Below are 25,397 nucleotides of genomic sequence, written 5' to 3'. Positions count from 1 at the left end.
TCATGCCCCAAAACAATCTGCCCCCCGCCCCGCCCGTCTGGGCCGACCGGCTCTTCGGCTGGATTTGTCCGCCCGGGCTCCGCGAAGAGCTCCAGGGCGACCTGCACGAACAGTTCGCCGCCGATGTCAGGGCGTTTGGTCCGGCCCGCGCCCGATGGCTGTACGTCCGTCAGGTGCTGACTTTTTACCGGCCCTATTTCCTGAAACGACGGGTGGCCGCCGGGCAGCTGTATCCGGCCCTGACCGACCCGTTTCCTCCCGTTCAACAACCGTCTTTCTTTCGCATCGATATGCTCCGGAATTACCTCAAAATTGCCCTTCGTACGCTCTGGAAAAGCAAGGGCTATACGACCATCAACGTGGCCGGGCTGGCTGTGGCCTTCAGCGTCTGCACGTTTCTGTTCATGACCATTTACCGGCAGCTCACCTTCGACTCGTTCCATGCCGATGGTGACCGCATTTTCCAGACTTATTATTTTGCCAATTCGCCCGATAAGGCGAGCCGGTCAGGCATCATGCCACTGCCGCTCGGCCCTGCCCTTAAGGCCAGCTTTCCGGAGCTGGAAGGCGTTACCCGTGTGCGGGTCGGCACCAAAAGCCTGGTGGCCTACAAAGACAAGTATTTCGACAAACACATCGCCCTGACCGACCCGGACTTTCTGCGCATCTTTTCGTTTCCGCTCATCAAAGGCAACCGGCAGCAAGCCCTGCAAAACCTGAGCGGAATCGTCATGACCGAGAGTATGGCCAGAACCATTTTCGGCAAACAGGACCCGATGGGCAAACAAATCCAGCTCGGTCAGCCCGGTCATCAGAAAAACTACCTCGTCACCGGTATCATGGCCGACCTGCCCGATAACTCCTCGATCCACTGCGACGCGCTGATCCGCGTCGAAAGCACGGACAATTACCGGCAGGATATGAAAAACTGGGACGGCAACTCGTATACGGTTTATCTCAAAACGCCGGCAACGATTGATCAGGCTACACTCGAAAACAGGTTACGGTCCTTTGCAAAAAACCATTTTGCCCGCACCATCGCCGACCTGAAAAAGGAAGGTGCCAAACCCGATGAGCGGGGCGATCTGTTTGCGATCCGGCTGCAAAAACTGAAGAATGTCCATTTTGACCGCGAAATCATGTCCGGCAAGGGAGCACCGGTTGCGCTGGTTTATGCCCTGGGCGGTCTGGCCGTTTTTATTCTGCTGATTGCCTGTATCAACTTTATCAACCTGACGATTGCCCGTTCGTTTACCCGGGCGCGGGAACTGGGCGTACGAAAATCCCTGGGGGCATTACGGCATCAGTTGTTTATCCAGATCTGGGGCGAAGCACTGGTGGTTTGCCTGACAGGCTTCTTACTGGGGACCGTACTGGCTTACAGCCTGATGACCTCCTTCAACGCCTTCTTTGACGCCCGCCTTGACCTGTCGCACCTCTTGAAACCAGGTTTTATCGGCCTGATGCTGGTCATCTTTCTGGTAGTTTCACTATTGGCAGGCGGCTATCCGGCCTGGCGTATGACCACCCTGAAAGCCGTTGATGTGCTGAAGGGTAAAATTTCCATCAAACGCCCCGGCCTCCTCCGCAATTCCCTGATCATTACCCAGTTTACCATTTCCTGTCTGTTGATCTGCTGCGCCCTGGTCGCCACCCGGCAGATTGATTTCCTCCGCGAACGGCCGCTGGGTTTTTCCAGCGAGCAGGTCATCAGCATACCGGTTGGCAACCGGACCAATGGCCGGATGATGCTGCAACGGTTCCGTGATCAGTTTAAACAGGACCCGGCCGTTGTCTCCATCACCGGCAGCAGCGTAAACCTCGGCCGTGGCAAAGACCGGGTCACGTCGCGCAGCATGACCGGTATGGATTACAAGGGCAAAAACATTCAAACCGACTGGCTGCTCGTTGATTACGATTACGTAAAAACACTGCATATTAAACTGTTGGCCGGCCGCGAGTTTGACCCGACTTATGCCACCGACTCCATTAACCGGGTGGTTATAACCGAAAGTATGGCGAAAGAGATGGGGGTTAGCAATCCGGTGGGTCTGTTCTTCGGCTCTGATACCAGCGGCACCCGCTCCCAGATCATCGGCATGGTGGCTGATTTCCACCTGTATGCGCCCACCGACAAGCCAGCGCCGGTGACCATGCACCTCTCGCACCATGAGCCGATCAATTATCTGTTTGTCCGGGTAAATACCCCGAACCCGACCGCTGCGATGACTAAGCTGCAAAACTACTGGCAAAAGGTAGCCCCGCAGGCTGAGTTCATGGCGTCATTCCTTGATGAAAACGTGGATGCCTGGTTTCAGAATGAGCAGATGATGTCGCGGCTGTTCAGCATCGCCTCAGGCATTGCGATTTTCCTGTCCTGTCTGGGTTTGTTTGCTGTCGCCTTGCTGGCCATTGAACAGCGTACGAAGGAAATCGGCATCCGGAAAGTAATGGGGGCCAGTGCAGCCAGTATCGTGGTGCTGCTCTCGCGGGATTTTGTCAAACTGGTTCTGATCGCGCTGGCGATTGCCTTACCGCTCGCGTGGTTTGGCATGCAGCAATGGCTGAACAACTACCCCTATCGGGTCAGTATCAGCGTCGGAGCGTTTGCGCTGGTTGCTGTTGGCGCCATTCTGGTCGCCCTTGTCACGGTCAGCTACCAGACCATCAAAGCCGCGCTGATGAACCCGGCGAAGAGTTTAAAAACAGAGTAAACCAAGCTATACCGTAGTGGTGGCACGACTCAAAGTCGTGCCACCACTTAATGCATACCAATTAATCTTTATAAACAACAAATCTACTGACGATGAACCGATTACTAACCGGCAGTCTGCTGCTCCTGTTGTGGGCAGGGCACCCGCAAGCCACCAGGGCCGACTCTATGCGGACCAGCATTACCGAAGATGGAACCTTTATGACCATCACCCTCGATGGCTATGTCGACGACAAGCCGGTACATTTTTCCCATACTGCCGATGTGGCGGGGAAACACGCCCTTCAAAAAGAACTGATTGTGTATAGAGCCTTCAAACGCGTTGGCAGCACGCCGCCGCTTCACATGATGTCAGGCCTTATTACGACTGGCCTCGGTCTTTTCGGTGCAATCGTGACCGCCGCCCTGTTTTTGTGGAAAAAGAAAATGAGGCTGGCGTAAAAATAGCATCTCTGGAAAGAACAGGCTCTTTCAGAAAGTACAGCAAACGTATTATTCCGTCGGCAACAAGCCCGGTTACTCTGTTTCCTTTTTGACTGACAGTATAACCGGGCTTGTTTATATATCTTTCAGGATATCTATTCTTCTCCATATCTGCCATTCCTGCACCTTATCAAGAAGCTCCTGCTAACCAAACGGCTATACATTGTTACCAATAGAAAAACAAACCCCTACCTTATAACTATATCTATACTTAATTGCGATAAAAACTCCCTTTTCCTCCTTTTTGCTTAGTTAATTAATCCTATAATAAATAATATATTACTCAATTAAGTATATAAAAACCATTCAATAATAAGATTAATCTTCAGTAGATCTCCGCACAAATTCATACAATAACCAATATACATATCTGTTTAATAATATATTCCATTTTAAACATTTATGCTATGACTATACTATCTAATAGATCATTCAAAACAAAAATAATTCATGGAAAACAATCAGACGATAATGAGTATTTCAATAAAACGATCATTATATCAACTCTTTTAACAATTCAACTACCAATCTATATATTTATTACAGGATATTTAAAGTGGTATTATACACCAGCAGCACTCTTACTGAGTACATGGCTGATATATTCTGATATTAAGTCGTTTAGGTATAGTTATCATAGTCAATTTATAAAAAAGAGTATTAGAAAGAATAGAACAACTATCCTTATGTCTATGCTTGCCAGCATAGCTGGCTTCTCCCTGTCTGGCATTGGAGGCATAGGTTACCGCCACCATGACTGGCACATGACCAGTACCACACTTTTCCATCTGATTAAAGAGCCGTGGCCAGTCTGGTTTACGCCTGAGTACTTAGGCAGCGAATTCGGTTTCAAAGAACCCAGACCGTTTATTTATTACTTCAGCTATTATCTGCCAGCAGCCGTAATAGGTAAACTGTTTGGCTGGACCGCCGGCCGGCTAGCCTTATATGCGTGGACATGCTTTTGCAGTACACTGCTTTTTATACTGATTATCAACTATATAAAAAAACAAAAAGCCTCTGTTAAACCACTTTATTATACCCTGGTACCGGTCTATATATTCCTGATGGGGGGCCTCGACTGGTGGGGGCATCCCCTGTATCATACCGGCAAAGACCATCCTGATCTGTGGACATTCCCGTTTGTGTTATTAACCAATCTGAGGGTACTTTACTGGTCTCCTCATCACTGCCTTCCGGTCTGGCTTATCGCGATGGTTATTTTGCATAATGTCCATTCTACAACGGTGATAAAACTTTTCCTCCCAACCTGCGTCGCTTTACTTTTCTGGACGCCCTTTGGTACAGTAGGGTTGGCTCCCTTTATAGCCTGGTATTTACTATCTTTATTTATCCATGAAAAAGTAACAATTAATATAGCAGCTGTTGTATTAAGTATATTTTTCGTTGTTATAATTAGTACGTTCTTATTTTCTCATTCTTTATCAATTCCAATACAATATACGTTAACAGCAAACTGGATTACTGATAAAAGCAAACGTTATCTGCTTTTTATAATTACCGAACTTGCCATTCCTCTTATTTTATTATTAATAACCAGTGATAAACTAAAAAGAACCGAAGTAATGTTTACCGGCATTGCCGTCAGTATTATAATATTGGTTAGTCCTGCTCTGCGGCTCGGTTTCTGGAGCGACTGGTGCTCGCGCACAGGTATGGCTTCTCAGTTTATGCTATATGTATTAGTGCTTAAAAACGTATTGACAATGAATAGATCCGGCCGTAATTTCTATATCGCTACATCACTCATTGTTATTTCGTGTTTTACCAGCCTTGGCGAATTAAATCGTGCGATAAACGAATTTAAATTTGATATGAGAGAGCTCCCGCCCGATATCCGGGCGTATGGCGGGGGGACTTACGTAACCAATCAGGTATTTGGTAAACCAGATTCGTTTTTCTTTACGTATCTGGCGCGCAGGCATTAGCCATCATACACCCTCCCCGGGGATTAACTCCCGGGGAGGGAAAACGTTAAACCACAAACCTTACTTTACTTTCGTCAGCAGCGTCTCCGGCTCATCGGTGGTGATAAAATCGACGTTTTTACCCAGCAGCCAGTCCATGATGGCCGGATCATTGACCGTCCAGGCGTTGATGGTCAGTTTTTTCTGCTGTGCTTCGTCGATCCAGCTTTCGTTTTTCTTCAGGATGCTAAAGTGGTAGTCAAGGCCGAAAAGCTTGTCGGCCGCCAGCAGTTCAGGCGCTTTGTCGCCGGTCAGGTAGGCCACTTTGGCGTATGGGTCCAGTTCTTTAATGCGTTTGCAGACATCATAGTCGAAGCTGATGTAATCGACCCAGCCCTGTGCCTGATGGGCTTTTACCATACCAACCACCTTGTTGGTCAGGGCCAGCGACCGCTCTTTACCGAGCTGCGACGCCTTGATTTCCAGAATCAGCCGTGTTTTATTTTGCGCCGTGCCGGCATCCAGATAGGTCCCGAGGGTGGGCATATTTTCGCCGTTAGCCAGTTTCAGACTGGTTAGTTGCGCCGTTGGTGTTTTCTCAATCAGAACGCCCTGATGCGCGTGGTCGTGGCTGATGATCAGGCCCGAATCAGCCGACATGTGTACGTCGAACTCACTGCCCATGCATCCCAGTTTGATGGCCTGTTGCAGCGAGCCGATTGAGTTTTGCGACGCGCCGGTATGTTTCCACGCGCCACGGTGGGCAATGACTTTATTTTTCAGAAACTGATCGTTCACAATCCGGAACGGTACTGATACCTTACCTTCAGGCGTCCGGCCCCGGATTTCCACCGCATATGACACCGCGCCGGCGTCTGCCTTGCCGGGGCGCAGCACCAGCCGTTGCTGGTCATCAATCATAAACCGGCGGGCATCCGGTCCTTTAACCGAAAGTTTCTGCGGGGTGGCTCCATTTTTCGTTACAATCATGCCGACCACCGGCTGGTCACCGGCTACCGTATAGTTGGTTAATAACAGTTGCTGGGCGTGGGTCAGCGATGCCGACAGCATCAGTCCAGAAAGCATTCCAAGGGCAAAGCGTTTTTTCATAGTGAGTCAGTAGGCCGGGCGGCCGTCTGTCTGTTAATCTGGTATAAAAGCGGATTGATTGCCCAAATCTCCTGCTTTGCGGCCAAACTACATAATTATGAAATCGTGAAGGGCGCAGTTCTGCCTTTATTCATTACCATTCTGAGAAATTGGACCTAACTGAATACCAGCAAGCTACACCTACTCATAAATATCCTTCCTGTGTCCTACAGCAATAACATCAATAACAAGTTCGGTATCGAAAATTTCATAAATAACCCGATAACGTCCAATCCTGATCCTGTACCCATCTCTGCCTTTCAATTTTTTACATCCGTCCGGGCGAGGATCGTCGGCTAACTCCGCAATCGCATTTAAAATCGGATTAGCGACCAGATCAGACAGCTTATCTAACTGCTTTTGAGCTTTACGGGATAAAAGGATCTGATAGCTAGCCATTTTTTGCTTTACGTCGACTCAGGTAATCAGAAAAAAGCATCCGCTCGCCGGTATCTTCTTTCTTAGCTTTGTCATACAGACGAATATCTTCCAGTTCTTCCAGCTCCTGAATAATGGACTCAAACTCAGCCGCCGGCAAAACGACCATTGAACGCTTTCCGCTTGCGTCTTTAATATATTGAGGATGAAGAGTCAACATAGCTATTGTTCTGTTTTTACAAATATACAAATACTATTCTGAAGCTACGATCCGGCAGTCAACACTTTGGCCGGACACGTAAAGCCCAAACCGCCCTGACAATGACTGGCCCAAAACAATCATTATCAGGACGTTTATATGCTAAGTATTCGTTTAACGCAAGGCGACTTCTTTCGCCGGTGCCTTGGCCTTATCAACGGCTTTCATCACCCGGAAGAAATTACCGCTCCAGATTTTTTCGATGTCTTTCTTCGAATACCCGCGCCGTACCAGTTCAACCGTCATGTTTTCGTACTGACTCACGTCGAAACAGTCGGCCAGTGCACCACCGCCGTCAAAATCAGCGCCCATACCCACATGGTCGATGCCGATAAGCTTCACGATATGATCAATGTGGTCAACAGCATCCTTGACGGTTGCCAGCTGGACAGGGTATTTTTTGTTGATATCCGCAAAGTCGGCACGTGCTTTTTTCTGTTCTTCTTCCGGCAGGGAGGCCATGCCCATCCGGCTTTTTAGTCCGTATTTCGCCATGAGCGCATCCATCGCCGCCGTCCGCTCCGGATTGGCAGGGATGGTTTTCACATAGTCGCTCAGCAGGTTCAGCTGTACTACCCCGCCGTTTTTGGCCAGCGCCTTCAACATGTCGTCGGTCAGGTTACGCGGATGGTTACAGACGGTCCGCGCACCCGAATGCGACGCGATGACGGGCACTTTCGATAACCGGATCACGTCATAAAACGTAGAATCCGACACGTGCGAGACGTCTACCATCATGCCCAGCCGGTTCATTTCGGCCACGACCTGCTCCCCCAGCAGACTGAGTCCCTGATATTCAGCCCCTTTCGGATCTGTCGATGAGTCGCAGATGTCGTTGTTGCTGGAATGGCAGAGGGTCATGTAGCGTGCGCCCCGGTCATAGAACGTCTTCAGCAACGACAGATCATGGCCCATGGGATAGCCGTTTTCGACACCAATGTAGATCACCCGTTTGCCGGTTTTGCCGATGCGGTAGCCCTCCTCAGGCGTCGTCGCCCGTTCGGCTTCCGACGCCGTGGCCTTCAGTGTATTGTCGATTGCGTCAAAAATACCCAGCGCCTTTTTCTTCGCCGCCTCGTGGCCTTCGGGTGTGCGGGGCCCCTGCCCCAGATACACCGCCCAGAAAATGGCATCGAGCCCGCCACGGCGCATTCGCGGATAATCGACCTTGCTGTTGGACGTACGCGCATCGTTGTCTTTCGTAACGTCAAAGCCACCGCGCGACAGCAGCATCGGCGTATCGGCGTGCGTATCGACCGTAAACGCCTTTTCGTGAATCTTGTGCGCCTTTTTCAGCAAGGCTTTGTCATCCTGCGCCACGACCGGCAACTGACTGGCTGCCAGACACGCCAGCAGGGTTGAATACATATTTTTTTTCATAATAAACTATGTACGGGCGACCCCACGTGGTCGCCCAAATAATCACCCATGTAATCGCCCCAAATAATCGCCCAAATAATCGCCCATGTAATCACCCAGGTGGGCGACCAAGTAATCGCCCAAATAATCACCTAGGTGGGCGACCACGTGGGGTCGCCCGTACGGGTTTTATTTAGCAATCCACAGCTTCGATTTCATGTCGTTGGCAATGGCCTGTTTCGTTAAGGCATCCTTAAAGTTCGTATAATTCAGCGATTCTTCGGAGCCCGGATACGGCAAACGGGTCGGAATAATACCCGCATTTACGTTAATCACCGACGGTTTCAAGGCCGGAATACCGGTCCGGCGGTACTCAGTCCAGGCTTCCACCCCCTGCCCGAACAAGGCTATCCACTTTTGTTCCATAATCTGCGTGTAGCCGTCAGCACCGCTTTTCAGCGCATTGGCTGTCAGGTAAGCCGGTGATACCGTCAGTTTGTACTGGCTGTGCGAAGCCGTGATGCCGCCAGTGTAGTTAGTCGCCACATCGCCCGCGGCGGTGATGCCTTTATAGGCCAGTTCCGCCTTGATAAACAACAGTTCGGCATAACTGATGAGCACTCCCGGTGCGGTGGCCGACACGAAATACGCGCCAACTTTCGAGGTTTTCGACAGGCCGAGCGCATTGGCGTCTGCGTTTGAGAGGCCGTTCGGTACGCCTTTGTAATCGCCGCCATCGGCTGGTTTATCGGCATATACCGCCAGACGGGCGTCGCTCAGCGCCTGCAAACGGGTCACCAGCGTTGCGCTCACGCGGTGGTCATCACGCGTTTTGCGGTTCTGGTTAATCGGGTTGTTGTTGTTGGTAGCGTCCAGGTAATTCAGCTGAATGTTGTCGGTGTTCGACGTCAGCACCGGATATTTGGCAGGGTCAGCCAGAATCCGGTTAATTTCGGCCTTTACATCAAAACCGGCATCCGTTTTCGTCGCAATCCGGTTCAGCAGGCGCAGACTGAGCGTGTTGGCAAATTTCTTCCAGCGCGTCAGGTCGTTACCCAACAGGATATCGCCCGCAATGGCTTTGGTTTTGTCGGTTACGTCGATCATGTCGTTGGCAGCCTTCAACTCCTTAATGATGCCCGCATACACCTCTTTCTGAGTGTCGTATTTCGGTTGTACAATGCCCTCAATACCCTGAATAGCCTGCGCATACGGGATATCGCCGTAGATGTCGGTCAGCAGCGAAAACACCCACGACCGCATAATCATGGCCACGGCCTGATAATTCGGATTCTTGTTTTCAACGCCCAGCTTGTAAATACGCTGATAATCGCCCAACGCTTCTACGTAAAATGTCTGCCAGGCACCGCTGTAGATGTCGCTGGTAATGGTATACTGGTCTACGTCGGTATACTGAATCCGGGCCCAGTACTGCGAAATCAGGTCGCCGATGTCCATCCCCAGCGAACCGCCCCAATAGGCGTCTACCGCGCTCTGAATACCATGCGGCAGAAACAGGTCAGCCGTAGCTGTCGACGGCGCATTCGGGTTGGTGTTAATCTGGTCAAAATCGCCCGTACAGGCCGAGGCAGCCAGCAAACCGGCAACTACCAATGCTTTATAGCGGAATGAAGCTAAGATTCGTTTCATAGGGATTACAGATTGAAGCTGATGTTGAAACCAACGGTACGGGTGGTCGGGATCTGACCATTTTCGAGTCCCTGCAGGTTGCCGTCGTTGTAATAGCTGGTCTCAGGGTCAATATGGGGCACCTTACTGTGCAGCAACGCCAGGTTACGGCCCACCACCGACACTGCCAGATCGCGGAACGGCAGACGCTTGATAAACTGGCCCGGCAGCATGTAGGTAAACTTCACTTCACGCAGCTTCACAAAACTACCGTTGAAGATCGTCGCTTCGTTGTTGGTCAGGGAGTAGTATTTTTTGTGCCACTCTTCCGAGCTAATGCGGGTTGTGTTCGGTACATAATTTGGTTCGGTTGCCGTCCCCATGTTCACGACCCCCTCGCCCACAATGCCGGTTTCACGACCCAACGCGGTTTCTTTCAGTACACCTGTGTATCGACCAATGTTGACACTCTGTGAGAAAATATCGCCGCCCTGCTTCATGTCAATCAGTGTACTCAGGCTGAAGCGCTTGTAGCTGAAGGTATTCTGCAAGCCACCAATCCATTTAGGGGTAAAGTTGCCCAGAATCCGGCGCGTCGGGTTAATCTGCGGATAGCCGCTCTTGTCGTATACGATGTTGCCCGCCGGATCGCGCAGAAAGCCCTGCCCGAAGAACGTACCGTATGGCTGACCCACCCGTGCCTCAATCGACATCCCCCGCATCGTGCCAAGCGTGTAAGTAGTCAGTCCCTCGGCCAGTTCAATGACCTTGTTGCGGTTCTGCGCCCAGTTCAGCGCCATATCCCACTGAAAGGCATTTGTTTTTACCGGTGTTACACTCAGCTGCACCTCAACCCCCTTGTTCTCCAGACGACCGGCGTTCAGCAGTTTCGACACAAAACCGGTTGCCTGTGAAATGTTTACGTCCAGAATCTGGTTAAACGACTGCTTGTTGTAATACGTCACGTCGATGCCCACGCGGTTATGCCAGAGCTTCACCTCAGCCCCCACTTCGTAGGAGTTGGTCAGTTCAGGCTTCAGTGTGGCGTTCAGCATGGCGTTATTTTCGGACAGGGTCGGTGTACTGCCCCACGGGTTTTCGTACTTGTAGGCCTGTACCAGCCGGTATGCATCCGTATCGTTCCCTACCCGTGCTACACCGGCGCGGACTTTGGCAAACGACAGCACGGGCGAGCTGAGGTTGAACATATCGGTCAGCACTGCACTAACCGCCGCCGACGGATAGAAATAGGAACGGTTGCTCGACGGTAAGGCACTCGACCAGTCATTGCGGGCCGTCAGATCAACGAACAGGTAGTTGCGGAAGCCCAGGTTAGCTGAGGCATAGACGCTGTTGACGACTTTTTCGGTAAACGAGTTCTCGGCTACTTTCGCCTGCCGTGAGTTTCCCAGGTTCCAGACCCGTGGAATGGCCAGTTCGGTAGCACCCATGTAATTCCGCTGGTAATAATTGCGGCGGTGATTGCCCCCGATATTAGCCGTTACATCAATATCACCAAACTTGTGCGTAGCGTTCAGCAGGAAATCAGAGTTTGATTCACGTACAAAAATCTGCTCTTCGTTGTAGCTGTCATACTGCTTGGCGCCGTTGAGGTTATCAATCCGCGCGGCATTGCGTGTTTTCCGACGGTCCTCATATACGTCAGTACCGGTACGGGCGGTCAGCGTCAGCCAGGGCGTGAATTTGTAGGTCGCCGACAGGTTGCCGTATATCCGATCCCGTTGATTAGCCTTTGTGCTGAGGTTCAATACATAGTACGGATTTGTCCAGTAGTTATAGTTCCAGTTGTACTGATAGATACTGCCCGGGGCCTGGTAGTTGCGTAGTTTGTCGATATCGACCTGACGGCCGAACCAGATGAAATACAACCCCCAGTTGGTGCGGTTATCACTGCCATCAACGACGTAGTTGCCCGTTGCCCGGACACTCAGTTTGCTTGTCAGGTTCCAGCCCGCGTTGAGTGAAACGGTACGGCGTTTATAATCCGTGTTCGGCAGAATACCCGTCTGATTGAGGTCGGTGAATGATAGCCGGAAATCGCCTTTGTCACTGCCACCCGTAATGGCGATATTGTTGGTCAGCGTACGGCCCGTTTCAAAGAAGTTCTTCACGTTGTCGGGATGCGCAACAAACGGGGTCGGTGTACGCGTTCCGTCGGCCGCGATTGGTGAATCAAACTGCGGAATCAAACGACCGTCCATTTTCGGGCCCCAACTTTCGTCAACCCCGTCATTAACGCCTTTGCCCGTGCCGTCTACGAACGAAAACTGACCTTTGTTGCCTTGTCCGTACTCATTTTGCCATTCCGGCAGCCGGAACGGCGTATCAAAGGCCGTGTTTGAGTTTACCGACACCCCGATGCCTTTGCTTCCCTTACCGCTCTTGGTGGTGATCAGGATAACCCCGTTAGCGCCACGCGAGCCATACAGGGCAGCAGCGCTCGGCCCTTTCAGTACGCTTACATTGTCAATATCGTCGGGGTTCAGCGAGGCGGCCCCGTTGCCATAGTCGATGCCCGTGCCTGAGCCGTAGTTGCCGTTGTCAATCGGCACCCCGTCGACTACAAACAGGGGCTGATTATTGCTCCCGATCGAGCTAGCCCCCCGAATCAGAATACGCGACGACGCACCAGGGGCACCGTTTGAGCCGGTTACCTGGACACCGGCAATCTTGCCCGACAAGGCATTGACGAAGTTAGTCGCCCGCGCCTGCGTCAGTTGTTTACCGTTCAGGTCCTGTACCGAGTAGCCCAGTGCTTTTTTCTCGCGGGTGATTCCGAGGGCCGTCACTACCACCTCACCCAGCAGCGACGCATCTTCTTCGAGCGTTACCTCTACGGTCGTTTTCGTACCGATCGGGATTTCCTGTGGCGTATAGCCAATAAACGAAATCACCAGCACCGCATTGGTCGGTGCCGAAACCGTAAACTCACCGTTTGCATTTGTGGTGCTGCCACGGTCCGTGCCTTTAATCAGCACATTGGCTCCGGGCAGGCCAGCGCCATCCTTTGCCAGGATGCGCCCTTTAACAGATCGGTCCTGTGCATAGCTGATCAGGCTGAACAACATAGCTATACACAGCAGGCAGGCTGTACATGTCTTACGCATAGATTAACAGAAGGTAGATTATAGAATAATATATTTAGTACTTTTTTAATACATATTCTTATATTCAAAATAGCAGCGCAAGCCAATCAGATAGTCATTTAAAACTATTTTGACTACTTGACATATAAAAAACAGACTATTCCGCTATTTTTTTAACATTTTATGCTCTATAAATCTCAACACAAAAAATGATTAATTCAAAATTAAATTTGACATATACAAAATATTACAATAATTAATTGCTTAAATTTTATTATTTACAGTAAATAATACCAACAAATCCATTCTTTGCAGTACATCAGCTTAAAAACCAGCCCTCACCAAGGCTCCCTATGCAAATTTTTATAACTATTTTTATATTTTGCTTTAATAGTTAATTAATAGTATACCTAAAAAAAACGAGGTTCTGTCGGGCGCTTAATTGCCGACAGAACCTCGCTGCTAACGTATAATCGATTATCGGCTATATTACCGGCACTTTCACCAGAAACTCACCGCTAAGGCCCGGCCCGCTGTTGCTGCATCCGTTCGCCCGTGGAATCAGGGTTCCGGTCAGGCTGCCTTTTACGACCTTATTTTTTGTATACTGGCTGATGGCCACCTGTCCCGTTGCGTAACGCAGGCCCATGCAATCGCCGCGCGTATCGAACCACTCCATGTTGCTGCCCGATGGCCGGCAAACGATCAGACCACTACGGTTATCAAGTGCCACATAGTCGCCGAATGGCAACGTACCGGTACCGGTAGCGCGGAAGGTCAGGTTGACGGGTGTAGTATCGCTCGCCCCGAGAATGGTTGAGTAACTGTTGCCGGACTCTTTCAGGCTAACCGTTGTACAGAGCGTGGTTTTGCCATCGAGCGTATAGCGGATATAGCCCATTCCGACATAGACCGGACGGCTGAGGGTAACCACCGTACCGGCTTTAGCGGCTGGAATGCTGACCGCAACCGTCACCGGATTCTGTTCCGGATGGTAGGCCGGTGCCACGTAGGTGCCGGCCAGCCCGCTGCCGGTCATTTTGCCGTGACCGGACAGATTCCAGCCAATTGACGCCGATGTAGCCGTTATGCGGCGGAGCGGCTCTCCGTTATTGACCGTCATCGGGGCCAGCTCCGACACCAGCAACCGCATGGTTGCGCCATAATAGGCCACCCAGTCGCTTTCCATGCCCGACTCATCGACAAGCGCGTACTGACGATACAGCGCGATATCGCCCAGGGTTGTTACGGGAGCCGTTACGGTACGGTATGCTCCGTCTACTTTCTGCCCGACAGACGTATACCACACCTTATCGGCTTTCTGCTGGGCCATACCAATCATATCGGCGGTGTTTCCGGCCAGTTCGGCGTTGGTGTAGGTAATGCTGAGGGATGCCGCTTTACCCAGTTTGAGGTCTTGCGGCAACAACCGGTAGCCGCTACCCATGCCGTTTGGAGCCGGATTGGTAATCGGTTGAATCGTAAAGGTCGTTTGCTTATCGACCGCTCCTGCCGGAATCACCAGTGTGGCTTTACCGCCGCTGACCGTAATGGTTCCTCCCTCCGGCCCGATGACCAGGCTCACGGCAGTACCGATGCCCACACCGGCATCCGTTGCCGTACCTTCACGCGGATATTCCGGCGAATTTGGATTAATTGTAGACGTCTCCGACCGGCAGGATGCCATGAGCCATAACAACGAATAAGAAAATAAACAGTATAGGTTTATACGCATATATTCATTCAGCTTGTACCAAAGCCTATTCCGTTCAGAATAGTGCAATAGGATCAAAGTTGGCATTCGTTTTTGACATACAGGTTAGTTTTCTTCTTAAATGGGCGTTTGTTTCTACCGAACGGCACTTTAAAAAGCATAAATATGATTTTACCAATAAAAAATGCGTATCAAAAAAAACGACAGACCGTTCTTTCTGATACGCGGTTCGGGTATAAAAGCGTTGCAGACTATTCTTTCAGGAGACTTCCCTGCATGTTTCCATCAAAGGTATTGACGGTATTAACATCGGTATTTGCCTTGGCGCCATAGGCCACAAAGATGCCATAGCCCCCGCTGCCGCTAATGAGCGACTGTTTAACGGTAAAAGCAGACTGATTCCCATAAATCGCCAGATTGGCCTTCTTGCCCGACACAATTGCCGTGCTGCCGGCATTGCTCAGCTCGGCATTTTCCAGCACATTCTGGCTGCTGGCAGAATAACAGATGATACCGCGCCAGAATCCGGCCGTCCGGGTGGCACCGGTGATAACCACCTTACCGGCTGCTGTTCCGATCGCCGACAGATAGCCGCCGCTGTTGATCATCATGCTTGCATCCCGGGCAAACTCCAGCACAACGCCGGGGCTCAGTTTAAAGCCGGTATCTACCGTCAGGCCGTTGCCGGTTACCCGATACGGGGTTTTGTCGGCAAAGCCAGCCCATACAATCTCGGGACTGCCTTTTACCGCAGAGGAGCTGATCTCAACCACATTGCGTCCGTTCCCACCGGTAAATTTTGAAGCCGCATCCAGTTTGGCAACATTTTCGGCATTCAGTAAAATACCGGCTTCGGTGTTATTGCTGCAGGTATTGGCTACAAATTCGCGCAGAATACCGCCATCCTGCACATAGATACCATAGCCGTCGTTCTGGGTAAAGACCGTATTTTTCAGCGAAAGCTGTGCTTTTGATGAACCAAAAAAGGCCAGACCGGCTTTGGTCGCACTGAGCATGGTACGGCTCCCGGTATGCATCACATCGACATAGTCAAACACGTTGGCGTTGCTGCCCGAATACAGCATAATACCCGCCCAGAAGCCTTTCGTTTTCTCAACGCCCACGAACCGGATCCGGTTGCTGGCCTCACCTTTTGCGATGATGATGCCGCCGTTATCATTCACATCCAGCCGCGTATCCCGTTCAAAGGCAATCACCACACCGGGATTGATGGTCAGTTCGTGGTTGACCGCAATGCTTTTGGTGACGATGTAATCCGGCAGCTCAGGGTTAAGAACGCGGTCGGTCAGGACCGTTTTAACGGTAATGTTGGCCGTAATCGCCAGCGGTTGTGCTACACTCGCGGTGATGAGTACCTTATCGGTGCTTTTGCCGGTTTCGCTCGACACGGTCAGCTCCAGTTCATAATCACCCGTTTCGTCGGGTGTGAAGGTCGGCTTCAGGGTTGTCGGGCTCTGGAGGGTTGCCGTACTTTTAGCCGGTTTCCGGACAAACGTCCACTGCGCCGTCAGCGGCTTTCCTTTGCTGTCCGTTGATGCGGTGCCGTCGAGCACTACCTGCTGACCGACCTGCACTTGCTGGTCGGGGCCGGCAAGGGCCGTTATGGTACCGGCCGGCGTCGGTTCGTTTTCTTTCTTGCAGGCCGTTGTTAACAGTGTCAAACCGGCCAGTAAGGCCATAAATCGGGTAGCAAGGGCCAAATGCAGCCCGTGCGGCTGGCGCAGCAGCGCCTTTACAGTAGAGGTCATGAGCAGTTTTTTTGTTGTTTACTGCGTCAAAATTGCCTCATCGCCGCTTCCCTTCCGATCTCATTCCGGCCCAAGTGTGTTTTTTGTAATTTGAACTGGCAGAGAGTCTGTGTGAAACGCGTTTTGTCTCGTTACAGCTTCACGACCTTCACCGACTTGTGCCGGGTTGGGGTACTGGCCTGTATCAGGTACGTACCGGCCCCGGCCTGCAACGGCATCTGCAGCCAGATAGCCTGCTGCGTACCCTCTACCGTTTTTGATCCGATCAGCTGCCCCAGTATAGTGTGTACCGATATCGTCAGCGGCTCCTGCCGGATGCCGTCTATTGTCAGTTCAACCAGATTCTGCTGCACCGGGTTACCAAGCACATGCACGGTCAGCGCTCCGGTTTCCTGGTCGATACCCGACCGCGGTGCAAGGCCGCAGGCCGCTTTGGCATCCCAGCGATATTGCACCAGCGTGTATCCGCCATCCGTGTTCCGCTGCCGTGCAAATAAGGTAAAGGGCACAACGCCTGAGCCGGGTTGCTGAATATCCGCCACCAGATCCGGACTATCCAGGCGGTTGTGGCAATTAGTTGTCCAGCCGGTAATGCCGACACTCATAAATTCCACCGGGTTGCCATTACCGCCTGACACCAGAAACTGAATGGCCCCGGTCTGGCAGTCATAAACCGGTGGCAGCAACATCAGCGGCTGTCCGATGGCCGGTGCAGGGCTGCCGCATTCGGCCGTGTTGACCGCCGTCGTCGACGGAGGGGCTGTTTGAGCCGTACAATTGTCAGGGCAGGTGGCGGTGTAATTCCACGTTGCCGTTACAATTGCCACCGGATTGCCCGCCTGACGTGCACGCAGGATAAACGGCTCTACATCGCAAAAAGGCTGTAGCCGATGCGGTCCTTTTTGGGCAGTCCAGCCGGTAATACCGACGGCCATATAGGTTACCTCGCTCCCGTCGCCGCCCCTTGATAAAAAGGTAAACTGCTGCGTTGCGCAATCATAGACCGGTGTCAGCAGGGTCAGCGGCTGTGGCGCTTCGGTTGCCAGTTTCAGCACCCCGATGCTTCCGGTCAGGACCAGCCCGCCGTCGCCGGCCACGCTGATGCCCGTCAGCCGTTCCGGCGGATAGGCCGATTCCTGAAAGCTGTACGTCCGCTCGCCCACCAGCGACAGCGACGCCGGATTTCCGGCCAAACCAGGGGCCGTACTGATTTTCATCACGCGGTAGTCGTAGTTCGGCGCACTCAGGTCGGTATTGCCAAGGGCATAATACGTTTGCCCGTCGGTGGCGGTGTAGGAAGCGATATAGCCGGGTGTGGCATCCGTCGGATATACTTTCGACCGTTTCAGGTTGCCGTTCAGATCAATTTCGACCAGTACGGTATGTGGAGGCGCCTGTACCAGCGATGAAAATCCGTAGCCGATACCAGCCAGGGCATACCCGCTCCCGTCCGGAATGGGCACCACATCAGTAATGATATTGGTTGATAACACCGCCCCCGGATCGCCCCCGGACAATGCATTCGGAAACGGAAAACCACGCATCAGTTTCTGCCACTGTACGTTGCCCTGCCCATCCAGTTTAGCCACCCAGCCCGACGACGGGGCTGTCGTACTCAACGGATCGCTGGTTACCCCATACGGATTGTAATAGCCCACCAGCAGAAAGCCCCCGTCTGCCGTTGCGATCATCCGCTCGGCCTTTGTTACGGTCCGGTCGGGATTGGGGGGCGAGGCATTCGGGTAGTTCAACGTTGTCTGCCAGCCCTGACTACCTGTCTTTATCACGGCGGCGCTGGTCAGCGAGACCGATGACGGTATGGTTGTACAAAAAACCAGCTGATCGCCGGGCAGGCTGATTAGCCCATCAAAGCTACGCCCATTGGCCGTCATCCCCGCCGGCACCTGGTCTAATAACCCGGCTTCCTGCTGAACACCAGCCTGATTGATTTTGCCTAATGCCCGGAAATAATACATATACCGGGGAATGTATCCGCTAAACACCCCCGCAATACCGCCCTTTGCGTCGGCACTGAGTACCAGCGTACTCTGCGGAAAAGCGCCGGAGACGTTGATGATTGACGACCAGCGAAACACGCCTTGAGGTGTATACGAGCGTACCTCGCCGCCGGCAGCTACGGCAATGTTGCCGTCAGCCGTTACAATAAGTTTCGAATTGATGGTCGTCAGACTCCACTGACTGTCAGGAAAAACTTGTCCTTCGGCGGGCAGGCTTGTAAAAAGGCCTAAACAAAGACCGGTAATGGCTTTCAGGGCAGAGGTTAACGTTGACATAACGATCAGGTGTTTTATTGTCAGCAAGAATTTCCTGTTTAGACAATACTTTTTTGTAAAGGGTTGCGTTACAGCAATGAACACTTGTTCAGGATCCACCTTAAATGCATATCCCACATGAAAGCACGTTTTTACACACTGCTCTTTTTGTTTATTCCTGCTCTGTCATTCGGTCAGAAAACCGAGATGATGCTCACTCTTGAATCCGGCTTATTTTCGTTCCGGGGCCATTCTGCGGAGAGTACCTCTTTCCTGAATGTGTATAACCGGGGGAGTTCTTACGAAGGCTATACCAACAACGCCTTCGGGTCAAAATCGGGCATCAGTCAGGGGGGTTCGTTTCAGATTCAGCGGATTAACAAGCGAAAGCTGTTTGCCGGCATCGGGATCGGATTTGAAAATCTGCTCAGTAAAATTGATTTGCTGGATGTGTATGTGTCTACGCCAGTTACAGGGGGAAGCACAGTGATTCATACGGGTGCTAATCCGAATCTGCCGGTCATCGGCCACACGTATCTATCCAACCGCTTTGTTACCCTGAATCCCTACATTGGCTTTCGTTTTCCGACAGAATTTGGCGTAGCCATTGATTTTCAGGCCGGATTTGATGCGGGCTATTTGCTGAGCGCACGGGAAAACGGCCGGGCCGAACTCAGTAACGGTACGGTTTATACTACATCGACAGACCGTAAATACATCAGCCTGGATATACGGCCGCGCCTGCAGGCTACCCTTCATTACCGCAAGATCGGGCTCTTTGCCGGTTACTCGCATGGACTTGTCAACTACAAGGAAGGCTGGATAGGCGGCATTAATGAGGCCTACAGCAAGTACCTGCGGTTCGGGGCACAGTATCGCCTCCGGTAAGTAAATGGTTTATGGCGCCGGGCTTTGTCTCCGTCGCTTCCTATGCGTTTTTTTTGTCTAATTGCCGGAACCGGTACTGAATTGGCGACAAATGGCTGCTCTCTTTAAAAATTCGCGAAAAATACGAGGCACTGCTGAAACCACACATACGCGCTATATCATCAATTAAGTGATCACTCGACCGGAGCAGTTCTTCCGCTTTTTTGAGGCGATACGCTCTGACTACCGAACTAAAGTTGGATTGATAATATCGGGTAATTTTCCGCTGCAAAGCCGAAGCACTCATATTTACTTTATCGGCCATATCTTCCAGCGATAAGCCTGGATTGCGGTAATTATGCTTCAGGGTTTCTTCAAACTGCGTTTTAAATACAAAAGCCACCGACTCTTCGGCAGGGCTATCTGCCCGGACCAGTAAAGGTCTGTTTAGTAGCTGAATAATATTGTTAATTTTATACAGCAGTTCTTCCAGCATAAAGGGCTTAATCAGGTAATCAATTGCGCCGCGCTGCAGGCTATGCAATTTGTCGTCCGGATCTCTTATGCCAGTCATATAGATAAACGGAATACACCGGTACTGATCGTGTGCCTGTACGGCCTGTAGAAACGTTTTACCATCCATCCCCGGCATAATCATATCACAGACAATAATATCAGGTGGCTGTTGTGCGAGTAGCCGCATAGCATCAATTCCGTTGGACGCAACCTGAACCTTGAAATAATTTAACTCCAGAAATTCTTTTAAATTATCATTTAGTTTATAGTCATCGTCGATAACTAACACCCTTGGCATACCATCTCTTATCATATACAATTGCCATAAACATTTCTCAAATATATATATTCAGGTAAATTTATTACAATATTTATATGTACATCTATAATTAGTATCTATAAGTTTACTATTTCAAAAACTTAGTTTTATTATATCATGTAGTTCATATGCATTCAGCAAAATGTATCTCCCTAAGACATACGGCATGAGTGAATAGTACTTTTGTACTATTCACTTTCCTGAACGGCTATTATTTTTTTACAAATAAGTTAATCGCCGGAAAAGACAAAAAAAAATTAACACAGCAGAAAAATTGATCATTTTCCGGCCAAACAGAGACTGATTAAGCCAAAACATTACTGGCAGGACACCCGGCCTATATCATAGAAACACCCTACATAGGGTCAAAAGCGCCGGACAGGCAAAAGACAAAATATAGTTATAAATAACTACAAAAAGCCATACTGATCCGAAAATCAGTACGGCCCGGAAAGTAGTCATAAACGGTATATCAGGGATACATTGCCTTGATGGTAGCGATATCGAGCGGAGATAAGCCATTCCGCTGGATCGTATACAGAGACCCGTCGCGCCGGGTTATGGTTGGAAGTCCGTTTTTCGAAAAGTCATAAGGCCCGTACATCATTATCGACGAAAGATCGAGCTGGTTGCCATAATCAAAACCGTCATATCCCTGGACAATATACGTATTAAAATCGTAGCTGTAACCCGGCACAATATTATCGTAATTTACCCGGATAAACTGGTCGCGGTCGGAACGGGTATGCTCGTGCCACAGGCCGATTGTGTGTCCGATCTCATGGATCGCATTGCCCACCGTACAGCCTCTGCCCAGGTTGACATATTGCAGACTGCCGGAGTACCCCACATTTGCCGAGCAACCGCTGCTGTTCCGAAACAGTACATAACCACGTTGCGTTGTCCTGGCCACAAAACGGATCGGCGTGTTAGCTTCAATATGGGCCATGGCCGCATATACCCGGGTCGGGTTGGGTAAGGCCGGATCAATGGCATAATACACAATTTTGTCCGGCCATTTTGCCGTCAAACGCGTTCTGCCGGTTGTCTGTGCGATCGATGGCTCTGCGGTAATGTCTTCCGGATGCAGGATGATATCTCCCTGAAAGACAGCGGCGCTGTTCACCGTCATATAGCGCATATACACCCCCTTGACATAACCCGAGTCCGGCACACCGGCTACCCCGGGACAGGCACGTTCCGTATGGATCTGCTCTGGTTGCGGGTCAGACAATTTTTGATTTTCAGAATGGCAGGCGATTAGGCCGATCCAGCTAAGCAACACCAATACACGTTTCATAAACGCTACATTTAAAGGTTAGTGAACTGATTCAGGTCATAACGTTGATTTTTCGGGCGCTTATAGGTTGACTTGCTTTATAGAGACATACCGAGTGGCAAACGCCTTCGCCTTTGCGCAGCATTTCCAGGCATACGGCTAAACGGCCACTCATTTCATCGATTGCTTCCTTATGTCTGATCAGGATATACTCAATGGCTTTTCTATTGACAAAAGCCATATTATCCTGCGTAAACCGCTCGATTGTATTTACTTCATTTTCAACTTCCTGCAGCTTCTTTTCATAATCTTCCTTAATCATGTAGATAGCGCTTTGTGAACACATGCCCTGTCTGGCATAATATTCACAGATCAGCTGAAAATAATCTTCAAAACGGGTCATGCTATCCGACCATGCCATCAGTAAAGCTTGAGGTACATGCATATTTTCTAACATAAGTTTCGTTACGGCGATGATTAATTAACAATACAAACAAAACAGTATTCATTTGACTTTACAGGTCTGTTTTTTTACTTTTTTAACATACTTATTTATCAAAATAAGTTTTCACAGTCAAAATAGCATTCAGATGTACTGATTTGATCCAGGACCGACCGGATGTGGCAACCAGGTGTTTATCAATCCATGCGGCTGAGCACGGTCGGCCAGGCCGGCACCGCCGCCGGTTCACTGGCGTCACAACGGTAAAAGCCGGTGTTTATGATCCGGTGTTACACAGCGGTTTTCTGGCGCAGGGAGTGGAGCCTGCGGCTAAAGCTGCCGGATCGGCGTTTGAAGGGGTAAAGCAGGAAGAAGGAGGCACCTGTTACACCGTAGGCGACACGCGGTTTGTTGTGCCCCTTGTGCAGGCGGTTCAGGACTTACACGCCGAAGTGACCTGGCCGAAAGTACAGCGACAGGCCAATCAAACCAGGGATGAGCAGCTGGCCGCTCAGGTCAAGCGGCCGGCGTTGCTGCCCGGTGCCGCAACGCCGGCGACACGGCAAGCGGTGTCGGCTGGCCGTTGGCGGATTAATGAGTAGTTTCCCGCTCTACAGCCAGGAAATGGGTCAGATCGCCCTCCTGGTTGTGGAGCGGATCAATGTTGATGATGCACTGATAGGCCTCGCCGTTTTTACGGTAATTGGTCAGTTCGACACTGACCGGACTGGCGTTGCGCAGGTTCTGCCGGATATGGTCGGTGACGAGTGGGCTGGTGCCGGTTCCCTGAAAAAGGCGGGGTGTTTTACCGAGCACCTCGCGGGCGGAGTAACCGGTCATTGCCAGAATGCTGTGGCTGGCCCAGAGAATGGTGCGGGCGGTATCGGTCAGGATCAGCGTGGCACCGTTTTCCATCTGGTGCAGATACTGATTTTGCTGACGGCGGTTGAGGTCCCAGTTGAAAATATGGTTCAGGCGCAGGAAGAGGGCCTTTTCTTTTTCGGCGGCCTGTTTCCGGGCGTGCGACAACAGCATAATCTCAAAGCTGGCGACGGGGAAAGGGCGACTTCCCTCCTGCCAGGCCCGGTTATAGCTTCGTTGAATCATTTCTTCATACGCGTTATGGCTGTTCATTGTATGGTTTGTTGGCTATGTTGAGGGTAAACACACAAAAGCGACCGGATCATTCCTTTTTTTTACAATATCCCCACTTTTTTTCGGGGTACGGCTACGATACCGGTGCTGTAGGCATAACAGGCGGAGCAAAAAGTTGTTATTTTTTTTGAAAAAATTTAGCCACCAAAGCCCCTATAAATCAAGCAGAAGCAGATTTTTCTATTTTTTTCCGCCATTTTTTTTCAACTTTTTTTGGAGCGGCACTTGCGTCGTATCGGTTTGCGCTATACTTTTGCACCACGATTTCACTGAAACGGCAACGAAAAAATGAAATCCAAAAACAAACGGTTCGGTAGTTCAGCCGGTTAGAATACCTGCCTGTCACGCAGGGGGTCGCGGGTTCGAGTCCCGTCCGGACCGCTAGAAAGAGTCAAAAGCTCTTATAGAGATTGAAAGTAAAGCCAAAAGCCTGCTGATCAGCAGGCTTTTTTTATTTCCCCCTCTCCTTCACGCGTTTATAACGAGGTACAATTTGGGGTACAGCTGCCAACTGCTGGGGTACAGCATTTCAGCACTGTACAAGTATCCACTTTTTCAAGGGGGGTACATTTTTTTGTACACACTTCTATTAGTCCATGTATCAATGTTTGTATTTATTCACGGTTGGCAAAACACACTTTTTCCATCGTTAAATACAAACACCAATGTTCTACCGAAAAAAATGCGCGTCCTGTTCAGGCTCCGCCCCAAATCCACGGTTATTTACTGCCGCATCAAAGTAGATGGCGTTCACGCCAATGATTTCTCCACCTTTATCAAGCTCGAAAACAGGGACGAGTGGGATTCCGAAAGGCAACGGATCAAGGGCCGCTCACAGCGGGTCTGTGATGACAATACCCGTCTGGGCATAATCTCCTCTGAGCTTATGCAACTGCACATTGCCAATCCGGAATTCTCGGCACAGCACCTGGCAAACCTTTACACCCAAAAGCAAAAGGTTAACTACACGGCTCTGGAGATCATCCGGATGTTTGAGGAGCGCTGCGAAGAGATGTATGGCAATGAAGAAACGCTTGGCACCTATGCCCGCAGAATTGCCAATATCCGGCGTTTTCTGGAAGAGAAAAGCCTGGATAAGATCATGGCCGACCGCATCACGCTCGGCATGGCAGATGACTTTGTATCCTGGATGAAGGGGCAGCAGTACGATCATCAGTACATTGTCCGGCATGTTCAGGTTTTGAAGAACATCACCGAGATGGCCACACGTAAGGAAATTTTGCTGCGTGATCCGCTGGCGAGTTTCAAATTAAAGCGTAAAGAAAAGATTGATACGTCCCACTTAACCAGACAGGAAATCTTTACGCTGGAATCAACGACATGGACCGAAAATATTCAGATGGTTGTCGATCTGTTCCTGTTTTCGGTTTATACCGGCCTGCACTTCAAGGATGCCCAGACGGTAAAATCAAGTGAGATCGGTACCGGAATCGATGGCCGTCTATGGCTGTTCAAGCCCCGCGGGAGATACGAGAAAAGTACCTTCTTCAACGGAAAGGAAATGGTACAGACCGTGCCGCTTCATACCAAGGCGCTGCTGCTGATTGAAAAATATGGCAGCGTCAAGAACCTGCCCAAAATCAACAACGTCGAATTCAATGCGGCGTTAAAGCAAATCAAATTCATGGCTGACATTCAGGTCAAGCGCATGACCGTTTCAGTGGCCCGAAAAACGTTCACAGACATTATGCTCAATGAACTGAACGTTTCGACGGATACGGTTTCCACGATGCTGGGGCACAAGACCACCCGACACGTGAAGCACTACGCCAGAGCCGATGAACGTCGTATTGCTAAGGAAATGAGCAAGATAGATTGGTAAAACGAAGAAATCCCGGCACTGCTTTGTGCCGGGATTTACTGCATTAACTACCAACTAACAGCCTAAAAATGGAAATTGAGTCAATAAAACAGGCATTTTAAAAAAAGTTGCACTGTTTTGGAGGATTAACTATTTGATAAATAGCAACATCACACCAAAAACAATCAATTTTGACGCAGGTTTTTGTAGTCTGACCCCGCCCTTTAACATTTTTT

Annotated in this window: 19 protein-coding genes and 1 tRNA gene; 7 read left to right on the top strand and 13 right to left on the bottom strand. The window is 50.5% G+C overall.

Going from position 1 to position 25,397, the window contains the following annotated elements; genetic code table 11:
* Positions 1 to 2: 2 nt before the first annotated feature.
* The 3 genes from BLX24_RS13080 to BLX24_RS13070 all read left to right on the top strand — a co-directional run bounded on the left by BLX24_RS13080 (position 3) and on the right by BLX24_RS13070 (position 5,145).
* Positions 3 to 2,714: an FtsX-like permease family protein gene (locus BLX24_RS13080; protein WP_218160692.1), complete on the top strand. Its 2,712-nt coding sequence runs from the start codon at positions 3 to 5 to the stop codon at positions 2,712 to 2,714.
* Between the two features lie 92 nt (positions 2,715 to 2,806).
* On the top strand, positions 2,807 to 3,154 hold the full coding sequence (locus tag BLX24_RS13075; protein WP_071503606.1) for a hypothetical protein: 348 nt from the start codon (positions 2,807 to 2,809) through the stop codon (positions 3,152 to 3,154).
* Positions 3,155 to 3,888: 734 nt separating this feature from the next.
* Positions 3,889 to 5,145 (top strand): hypothetical protein, encoded by a 1,257-nt coding sequence (locus tag BLX24_RS13070; protein WP_143092664.1) that lies wholly within the window; start codon positions 3,889 to 3,891, stop codon positions 5,143 to 5,145.
* Between the two features lie 60 nt (positions 5,146 to 5,205).
* Here BLX24_RS13070 and BLX24_RS13065 read toward each other — a convergent pair whose 3' ends face one another.
* The 9 genes from BLX24_RS13065 to BLX24_RS13025 all read right to left on the bottom strand — a co-directional run bounded on the left by BLX24_RS13065 (position 5,206) and on the right by BLX24_RS13025 (position 18,782).
* The gene (locus tag BLX24_RS13065; RefSeq protein WP_071503604.1) at positions 5,206 to 6,234 is read right to left on the bottom strand and encodes a glycerophosphodiester phosphodiesterase; all 1,029 of its coding nucleotides are present in this window, start codon (positions 6,232 to 6,234) and stop codon (positions 5,206 to 5,208) included.
* Between the two features lie 180 nt (positions 6,235 to 6,414).
* Positions 6,415 to 6,672, bottom strand: coding sequence for a type II toxin-antitoxin system RelE family toxin (locus tag BLX24_RS13060; protein ID WP_071503603.1), 258 nt, complete (start codon positions 6,670 to 6,672; stop codon positions 6,415 to 6,417).
* Positions 6,665 to 6,871 (bottom strand): hypothetical protein, encoded by a 207-nt coding sequence (locus tag BLX24_RS32125; protein ID WP_071503602.1) that lies wholly within the window; start codon positions 6,869 to 6,871, stop codon positions 6,665 to 6,667. Before BLX24_RS32125 ends, BLX24_RS13060 begins: the two co-directional genes overlap by 8 nt.
* Before the next feature lie 153 nt (positions 6,872 to 7,024).
* A complete protein-coding gene (locus BLX24_RS13050) occupies positions 7,025 to 8,290 on the bottom strand; it encodes a dipeptidase (protein WP_071503601.1) in 1,266 nt (421 codons plus the stop codon).
* Positions 8,291 to 8,458: 168 nt separating this feature from the next.
* A complete protein-coding gene (locus BLX24_RS13045; RefSeq protein WP_071503600.1) occupies positions 8,459 to 9,919 on the bottom strand; it encodes a SusD/RagB family nutrient-binding outer membrane lipoprotein in 1,461 nt (486 codons plus the stop codon).
* A 5-nt stretch (positions 9,920 to 9,924) separates the two neighbouring features.
* Positions 9,925 to 13,026 (bottom strand): SusC/RagA family TonB-linked outer membrane protein, encoded by a 3,102-nt coding sequence (locus tag BLX24_RS13040; protein ID WP_071503599.1) that lies wholly within the window; start codon positions 13,024 to 13,026, stop codon positions 9,925 to 9,927.
* Positions 13,027 to 13,489: 463 nt separating this feature from the next.
* Positions 13,490 to 14,692 carry a hypothetical protein gene (locus BLX24_RS13035; protein WP_143092663.1) on the bottom strand — a complete coding sequence of 401 codons (1,203 nt, stop codon included), beginning with the start codon at positions 14,690 to 14,692 and terminating at the stop codon, positions 13,490 to 13,492.
* Between the two features lie 278 nt (positions 14,693 to 14,970).
* A complete protein-coding gene (locus tag BLX24_RS13030; protein ID WP_229201794.1) occupies positions 14,971 to 16,488 on the bottom strand; it encodes a PKD domain-containing protein in 1,518 nt (505 codons plus the stop codon).
* A 131-nt stretch (positions 16,489 to 16,619) separates the two neighbouring features.
* Complete coding sequence (locus BLX24_RS13025; protein ID WP_071503597.1) at positions 16,620 to 18,782, bottom strand: T9SS type A sorting domain-containing protein; 2,163 nt, start codon at positions 18,780 to 18,782, stop codon at positions 16,620 to 16,622.
* A 117-nt stretch (positions 18,783 to 18,899) separates the two neighbouring features.
* Here BLX24_RS13025 and BLX24_RS13020 point away from each other — a divergent pair, with 117 nt between their 5' ends.
* Positions 18,900 to 19,649, top strand: a complete 750-nt coding sequence (locus BLX24_RS13020; RefSeq protein ID WP_071503596.1) for a hypothetical protein — start codon at positions 18,900 to 18,902, stop codon at positions 19,647 to 19,649.
* Between the two features lie 40 nt (positions 19,650 to 19,689).
* Here BLX24_RS13020 and BLX24_RS13015 read toward each other — a convergent pair whose 3' ends face one another.
* From BLX24_RS13015 to BLX24_RS13005, 3 genes are all read right to left on the bottom strand, one after another.
* Positions 19,690 to 20,442, bottom strand: coding sequence for a response regulator transcription factor (locus BLX24_RS13015; protein ID WP_177225831.1), 753 nt, complete (start codon positions 20,440 to 20,442; stop codon positions 19,690 to 19,692).
* Positions 20,443 to 20,935: 493 nt separating this feature from the next.
* Complete coding sequence (locus tag BLX24_RS13010) at positions 20,936 to 21,763, bottom strand: M12 family metallopeptidase (RefSeq protein WP_083421955.1); 828 nt, start codon at positions 21,761 to 21,763, stop codon at positions 20,936 to 20,938.
* A gap of 31 nt (positions 21,764 to 21,794) precedes the next feature.
* A complete protein-coding gene (locus BLX24_RS13005) occupies positions 21,795 to 22,199 on the bottom strand; it encodes a hypothetical protein (RefSeq protein WP_143092661.1) in 405 nt (134 codons plus the stop codon).
* Between the two features lie 143 nt (positions 22,200 to 22,342).
* Between BLX24_RS13005 and BLX24_RS13000 the strand changes: the two genes are divergently transcribed.
* Positions 22,343 to 22,786 carry a hypothetical protein gene (locus BLX24_RS13000; protein WP_071503593.1) on the top strand — a complete coding sequence of 148 codons (444 nt, stop codon included), beginning with the start codon at positions 22,343 to 22,345 and terminating at the stop codon, positions 22,784 to 22,786.
* Here the strand turns inward: BLX24_RS13000 and BLX24_RS12995 are convergent.
* Positions 22,776 to 23,318: a PAS domain-containing protein gene (locus BLX24_RS12995; protein WP_071503592.1), complete on the bottom strand. Its 543-nt coding sequence runs from the start codon at positions 23,316 to 23,318 to the stop codon at positions 22,776 to 22,778. The two genes, BLX24_RS13000 and BLX24_RS12995, sit on opposite strands and share 11 nt — an antisense overlap.
* A 328-nt stretch (positions 23,319 to 23,646) precedes the next feature.
* Here BLX24_RS12995 and BLX24_RS12990 point away from each other — a divergent pair.
* Positions 23,647 to 23,720 (top strand) — tRNA-Asp (locus BLX24_RS12990).
* Between the two features lie 301 nt (positions 23,721 to 24,021).
* A complete protein-coding gene (locus BLX24_RS12985; RefSeq protein WP_143092660.1) occupies positions 24,022 to 25,182 on the top strand; it encodes a tyrosine-type recombinase/integrase in 1,161 nt (386 codons plus the stop codon).
* The last annotated feature ends 215 nt before the right edge of the window (positions 25,183 to 25,397 follow it).

This window comes from Arsenicibacter rosenii (genome assembly GCF_001870735.1).
Classification (GTDB): Bacteria; Bacteroidota; Bacteroidia; order Cytophagales; family Spirosomataceae; genus Arsenicibacter; species Arsenicibacter rosenii.
Note: the sequence above shows the minus strand (reverse complement) of the source record. Positions and strands in the feature narration are given on the sequence as shown.

Coding starts and splice junctions, on each gene's coding strand:
- BLX24_RS13080 (WP_218160692.1), top strand. CDS start 3: ATGCCCCAAAACAATCTGCCCCCCGCCCCGCCCGTCTGGGCCGACCGG.
- BLX24_RS13075 (WP_071503606.1), top strand. CDS start 2,807: ATGAACCGATTACTAACCGGCAGTCTGCTGCTCCTGTTGTGGGCAGGG.
- BLX24_RS13070 (WP_143092664.1), top strand. CDS start 3,889: ATGCTTGCCAGCATAGCTGGCTTCTCCCTGTCTGGCATTGGAGGCATA.
- BLX24_RS13065 (WP_071503604.1), bottom strand. CDS start 6,234: ATGAAAAAACGCTTTGCCCTTGGAATGCTTTCTGGACTGATGCTGTCG.
- BLX24_RS13060 (WP_071503603.1), bottom strand. CDS start 6,672: ATGGCTAGCTATCAGATCCTTTTATCCCGTAAAGCTCAAAAGCAGTTA.
- BLX24_RS32125 (WP_071503602.1), bottom strand. CDS start 6,871: ATGTTGACTCTTCATCCTCAATATATTAAAGACGCAAGCGGAAAGCGT.
- BLX24_RS13050 (WP_071503601.1), bottom strand. CDS start 8,290: ATGAAAAAAAATATGTATTCAACCCTGCTGGCGTGTCTGGCAGCCAGT.
- BLX24_RS13045 (WP_071503600.1), bottom strand. CDS start 9,919: ATGAAACGAATCTTAGCTTCATTCCGCTATAAAGCATTGGTAGTTGCC.
- BLX24_RS13040 (WP_071503599.1), bottom strand. CDS start 13,026: ATGCGTAAGACATGTACAGCCTGCCTGCTGTGTATAGCTATGTTGTTC.
- BLX24_RS13035 (WP_143092663.1), bottom strand. CDS start 14,692: ATGGCATCCTGCCGGTCGGAGACGTCTACAATTAATCCAAATTCGCCG.
- BLX24_RS13030 (WP_229201794.1), bottom strand. CDS start 16,488: ATGACCTCTACTGTAAAGGCGCTGCTGCGCCAGCCGCACGGGCTGCAT.
- BLX24_RS13025 (WP_071503597.1), bottom strand. CDS start 18,782: ATGTCAACGTTAACCTCTGCCCTGAAAGCCATTACCGGTCTTTGTTTA.
- BLX24_RS13020 (WP_071503596.1), top strand. CDS start 18,900: ATGAAAGCACGTTTTTACACACTGCTCTTTTTGTTTATTCCTGCTCTG.
- BLX24_RS13015 (WP_177225831.1), bottom strand. CDS start 20,442: ATGCCAAGGGTGTTAGTTATCGACGATGACTATAAACTAAATGATAAT.
- BLX24_RS13010 (WP_083421955.1), bottom strand. CDS start 21,763: ATGAAACGTGTATTGGTGTTGCTTAGCTGGATCGGCCTAATCGCCTGC.
- BLX24_RS13005 (WP_143092661.1), bottom strand. CDS start 22,199: ATGTTAGAAAATATGCATGTACCTCAAGCTTTACTGATGGCATGGTCG.
- BLX24_RS12995 (WP_071503592.1), bottom strand. CDS start 23,318: ATGAACAGCCATAACGCGTATGAAGAAATGATTCAACGAAGCTATAAC.
- BLX24_RS12985 (WP_143092660.1), top strand. CDS start 24,022: ATGCGCGTCCTGTTCAGGCTCCGCCCCAAATCCACGGTTATTTACTGC.